Annotated in this window: 5 protein-coding genes; 1 reads left to right on the top strand and 4 read right to left on the bottom strand. The window is 71.6% G+C overall.

Annotated elements, in window-relative coordinates; all coding sequences use genetic code 11:
- Window positions 1-30: 30 nt before the first annotated feature.
- From ACRX5S_RS00600 to ACRX5S_RS00585, 4 genes are all read right to left on the bottom strand, one after another.
- Window positions 31-822, bottom strand: a complete 792-nt coding sequence (locus ACRX5S_RS00600; protein ID WP_436770658.1) for a polysaccharide deacetylase family protein — start codon at window positions 820-822, stop codon at window positions 31-33.
- Between the two features lie 118 nt (window positions 823-940).
- The gene (locus ACRX5S_RS00595; protein WP_436770657.1) at window positions 941-2,224 is read right to left on the bottom strand and encodes a glycoside hydrolase family 15 protein; all 1,284 of its coding nucleotides are present in this window, start codon (window positions 2,222-2,224) and stop codon (window positions 941-943) included.
- Between the two features lie 708 nt (window positions 2,225-2,932).
- Window positions 2,933-3,331, bottom strand: a complete 399-nt coding sequence (locus ACRX5S_RS00590; RefSeq protein ID WP_436770656.1) for a thiol-disulfide oxidoreductase DCC family protein — start codon at window positions 3,329-3,331, stop codon at window positions 2,933-2,935.
- A 97-nt stretch (window positions 3,332-3,428) separates the two neighbouring features.
- Window positions 3,429-3,977: an HIT family protein gene (locus ACRX5S_RS00585; protein ID WP_436770655.1), complete on the bottom strand. Its 549-nt coding sequence runs from the start codon at window positions 3,975-3,977 to the stop codon at window positions 3,429-3,431.
- Window positions 3,978-4,154: 177 nt separating this feature from the next.
- On the opposite strand from ACRX5S_RS00585, the gene ACRX5S_RS00580 reads away from it, so the two are divergent.
- The gene (locus ACRX5S_RS00580; RefSeq protein WP_436770654.1) at window positions 4,155-4,826 is read left to right on the top strand and encodes a hypothetical protein; all 672 of its coding nucleotides are present in this window, start codon (window positions 4,155-4,157) and stop codon (window positions 4,824-4,826) included.
- The last annotated feature ends 33 nt before the right edge of the window (window positions 4,827-4,859 follow it).

Below are 4,859 nucleotides of genomic sequence, written 5' to 3'. Positions count from 1 at the left end.
CCCCCCCCCCCCCCCCCCCCCCCGCGGCGACTACTTGCCGACCTCGGCAAGCAGCCCCGACACCGTGGTGAACTCGTAACCCTTGTCCCGTAGTTGCCTGATCATCTCGGGCAGGCCTCGCAAGGCGACGAGGCGGTCCTCGGGACCCGTGTCATGGGCGAGCAAGATGGTGCCCGGCAATGCGGAGTCGACGATGTAGGTGACGAGTCCGGGCTCGTTCGTGACGTACTCCGACTCGACCATCTGGAGGGACCACAGGGTCACGTCGTAGCCGAGGTCGGCCGCGGCCAGCATCGTCGTACCGCCCAGGTGGCCGTACGGGGGCCGCAGGTGCCGGGGCTCCTTGCCGGTCACCTTCTCGATGGCGTCGTGGGCCTTCGCGATCGCGTCGTACGCCTCGGCACGGTCCATGGTCGCCAGGTTCTTGTGCGCCCAGGTGTGGTTCGCGAATTCATGGCGCGCCGTCCGACCTCGGAGGATCTCGGCGTTCTCCAGGACTCGCTGCCCCACCAGGAAGAACGTCGCGGGGACGTCGGCCCGGTCGAGGGTGTCGAGGACCATAGGCGTCCAGTTCGGCATCGGACCGTCGTCGAACGTCAGGGCGATGAGCTTCTTCTCGGTGTCGACGTTCCAGTGCACATCGACATGCCCGTGCTTCGGCGGTGTGTGGCGGTCTGCGTGGGTGGCCGGCCCGTGGCTGGGCGCTCCCTTGTCGTCCGACAGGAGCGTACGGTCGGCGGCCGCGGTACCGGCGACTCCGACGGCGGCGCCCACGCCGGCGATGGACAAGCCGCGCAGGAGCGCGCGACGGGAAGGGCTCATCGACGATGTCCTCACTCAGTGCCTGGACCGCGCCGACACGCGCGCGCCGGGGCGTTGGATCACCATATCGAGGCTGCGGCGGGGGCTCCGCGGCGGCCGCGAGGGACGGTCCGGCAGGTCACGGGGGCGGAATCGGCAGCGGGTGATCGAGCGCAACGATCGCAAGGACGACGATCGCCGACGTCCAGGCGAGCGGTGCGACCGACACAGGCCGACCGGCCGCGTCCACCTTCTCGGGAAGCGACCCGAACGCGGTGCGGTGTTGCGCGAGCCAGTGCAGACGCGCGACAGCCTGCGGGCGGTTCCCGCTCGCGGCATCGTAGAGCGCGAACGCCGCCGTTTCCGGTGTCCAGGCGACCTCGCGGTGGCCGCGCCAATCGCCACCGGGCAGTATGCCGCCGTTGGCCAGGGTCAGTTCCGCCGCCGACGTGCGGACTGCCGCGGCGACCGCGGGGTCCGGCGCGGCGAACGGCGGGCCGAGCCAAGTCACCGCGGTGTCCGCGCCGCTGACGGAGCGTGCCGTGCGCCGGTAGCCGTGCGCGCCGAACTCGTCGGTGACCGCCTCGGCCAGCGTTTGCGAGGAACCGGACCAGCGGGCCGCGCCCTCGGCGTCCCCGATGCGCCGGGCGAGGTCGGCGGCGGCGCGCAGCCCTGCCAGCAACGGGGCCGCGGTGCCGAGCGTCACCTGATCATTCCGGGACTCCCAGTAGTCGGGCCCGGGAGGCGGCAGGCCGTTGCGGCGCAAGGAGGTCGCCGCCCGGTCGGCGGCCTTGCGCACCGAGGGCCACAACTCGGCGAGGGCGGCGTCCGCGGCGGCGTCGCCGGGCTCCTGACTGCTGTACCAGTACCACACGGCCCATGGGACCCAGCCGTTCCCGTCAAGTTGTGCTCTACGGCCGTCGCCGACGTGTGTGCCGTCCAGGCGGTAGCGGGCCTCCCAGCTGCCGTCCGCCTCTTGCAGCGCGACGAGGCGGCGCAGGATGTTCAGCGCGTCAGCGCTGTGCCCGGTGGCGCACAAAGCGGCCACGACCCAGGCAGTGTCGCGTGGCCACATGTATTGCCAAATGGAGTACCACGCAGCCGCGACGGCCCCGTCCGGGCGCGTGAGCAGCCGCATGTCGAGCAACGCGCGCTCTGCCATGTCGCGGAACGCGGGATCGGTGCCCGGCACCATCCCTGATGCAAGCCACGCGCGTTCCTCCCGCGTGTGGGCCCGCGGTGGCGCGTCGGCCGGCAAGGCCACGAGCCCTCCGGGGGCTCCGGCGTCCGCGGCCACGCCGCCCAGGTAGAGCGGCGGAACGTGATGCCGGCCTTTGGAGTCGTCGGCTCTCGCGATGGCGATGCCCGCGCCGAGTACCACGAGGGCCACACCGATGGCGAGCCATCGACTCCGTCGCCGCATACCCCACCCCTCGACGGCCCGCGGCCGAGACGAGGCAGCAGGCGGAATAAGTGCGATCAGTATATGAACCGACGGTGCCGCGGGGCGCCACTGCCCCTGTACCCGGTATTCGCGACTTGCACGCCTGAAGTACCCCAACGGGCGGGCGGGCGCCACGGGGGCCGAAAGGTATTCCTCGACGCACGGAACGAAGCGATTTCCGCCGTCTGCGGCGAAGCCGATTCCGGCAAACGAAATTCCCGGCCGTCCGAGCCTCGCTCGACCACGTCCACCAGCACGTCGGTGGTTTCCTCCGGTGAAATTTCGGCCGCGGCCGTCTGCAACAGCGGCTGGAACCTTTCGGCCAGATGGGGGGCGTCCGCAGGCAACCACCGCTGGAACCCGCCTACGTCACGGGTGGGTCTGCGAGCGGGCCGCGGAGGGCGGGGGCGCGGTATTGCGGGCGGTCCGGCGGAACTCGGCCAATGTTGTGGTCGGCGTCGAGGACCCGCCGCGGCATACCACAATGGGACCGGGCACTATTTCACCCGGTACTCTGACGTGCCCTGTCTCGCGAATTCGTACGTGGGTCTGATGCACGTGTGATCAGAAGTATTCCGCCGAGCCTTCCGGCACGATCCAAGAATCCCTTCGATCGCTTTGCCGGGCAGGCGACCGAAGGAATCATCGGTACGCCTATTTCCGTCTCCTTCGCCGCCCGCCGAAATGTCAGCCGCGCGTGGCCCCCGGGCGCTGATCCGGGGGCAGGGCGCAGGCGGGGGTTCCGCCGGGGAGCTTGTAGCGGTTGTCGGCGATGAGGCGGTAGGCCTTGGCCGCCAGCAGGTTGACCGGCGGGATCTGCATGACCGCGCCGGGCAGCGTCCATACGCCGCGGCGGTGCGCCAGCATCTTGGCGACCGCCTCGGCGCCCCCGTACACGTCGCCGGTCGGCGTGACCCACAGGACCTCGTGCATCGCCCGCTCCTCGGTCACGCCGAGTTCTCCGAGATCGGCGAACTGCCAGGCGGTGATCTCGATGTCGGGGTCGATCCAGCGCTCCATGACCTCGACGGACTTCGTGCAGAAGCCGCAGTCGCCGTCGAACACCAGCACCGGTCGGGTGGTCATGCGTTCCTCCTGGATCGGTGGTGCGTGATCGGTGGTGCCGTATCGGCGACGCCGCGCCCGGGGCGCGGTGCCGGGGCGCCGAGTCGGGCCGCGTCGCTCAGTCGCTCGGCCACGCGTCCGCGATCATCGCCCGGGTCTCGGCGAGGAGTTGCGGCAGAACGCGGGTGTGCCCGACGACCGGCATGAAGTTGGTGTCCCCGCCCCAGCGCGGCACCAGGTGCTGGTGGAGGTGCGCGGCGATCCCGGCGCCCGCGACGTGGCCCTGGTTCATGCCGATGTTGAAGCCCTGCGCGCCGGACGCCTTGCGCAGCGCGGTCATCGCCCGCTTGGTGAACTCGCCCAGCTCGACGGTCTCCGCGAGGTCGAGGTCGGTGTAGTCGGCGACGTGGCGGTACGGGACGACCATGAGGTGGCCGCCGTTGTACGGATACAGATTGAGCACCGCGTACACCGCCTCGCCGCGGCGCACGATCAGACCGGACTCGTCGTCCATCTTGGGGATCTCGCAGAACGGGCAGCCGTCGTCGGCCGCGGGCCCGGTCGGCTTACCCTCCCCCTTGATGTACGCCATGCGGTGCGGGGTCCAGAGACGCTGGAACGCATCCGGCTCGCCCACCCCGATCTGCTGCTCCGGCTCGCTCGTCATGGTGGGAATCCTATGACCCCGAGGCGCGGCGATCAGCGCACGGGGGGACTGACGCCCCATCAGTCCCGAGGGCTCGCAAGGGCCGGGCGACCGAGGCGGCAGGAAGGCGGGCACGGCATACTTCGTCGCGTCGGCAGGGCGTGATCGCGGGCTCGGGGGCGTTGATCGGGGGCAGTGATGGGGACAGGTCGGCGGCTGCGCGCGTCCGCGGGCGTCGCGGGTGCGCTGGGGGTTGTGGCCGTCGGCGCGTACTCGGTCGCCGCCGTGGCCGAGCGCGCCATGAAGTACGAGGCCGCCGAGGACGCGCTGTACCGCTGCGAGCCGGTCAGCACCGACCCCGCGCCGCTCGTCGCGCTCTTCCCGGGCCTGGGTACGGTCGCCTCCGTCACCTCGGCAACGTGGTGCGCCAAGCCGCCGGGCGACCCGGAGTACGGCCGCATCACCGACCCCGACCCGGACGACTTCGTCTACTACGCCGTTGTCAGGACGTCCGACCCCGCCGGCGTGGAGGCCGGCCTGCCGGGCCCCTGGCTGCCCACGTCGGCGGGCGTGGGGCCCGCGGACGTCCCGCCTGCCCTGGGCGTCATGCTCCCGCCCTCGGGGATGTGGGTGCGCGACGGGAACTTCGCGGCGTATCTCGACCGCGTGTCCGGCACGGTGGTGCTCGTGGGGGCCAGGCCGACGTCGTCGACCCCGGCTACGCCGCCTGTTCCGGCGGGCCCGGGCGTCCCGAGCGGCCCCACAGCACCGGGCGTCCCCGCGGAGCCGACCGGCCCTACCGAACCGACCGCTCCGACCGCTCCGACCGCTCCGACCGAACCATCCGCTGCGGCCGCCGCAGCCGTGTGAACGCTCAGCGGGGCCGGACACCCGAAGGCGTCC

The sequence above is a fragment of the Yinghuangia sp. YIM S09857 genome (assembly GCF_051388915.1).
In the GTDB taxonomy this organism is placed as follows: domain Bacteria; phylum Actinomycetota; class Actinomycetes; order Streptomycetales; family Streptomycetaceae; genus Yinghuangia.
Note: the sequence above shows the minus strand (reverse complement) of the source record. Positions and strands in the feature narration are given on the sequence as shown.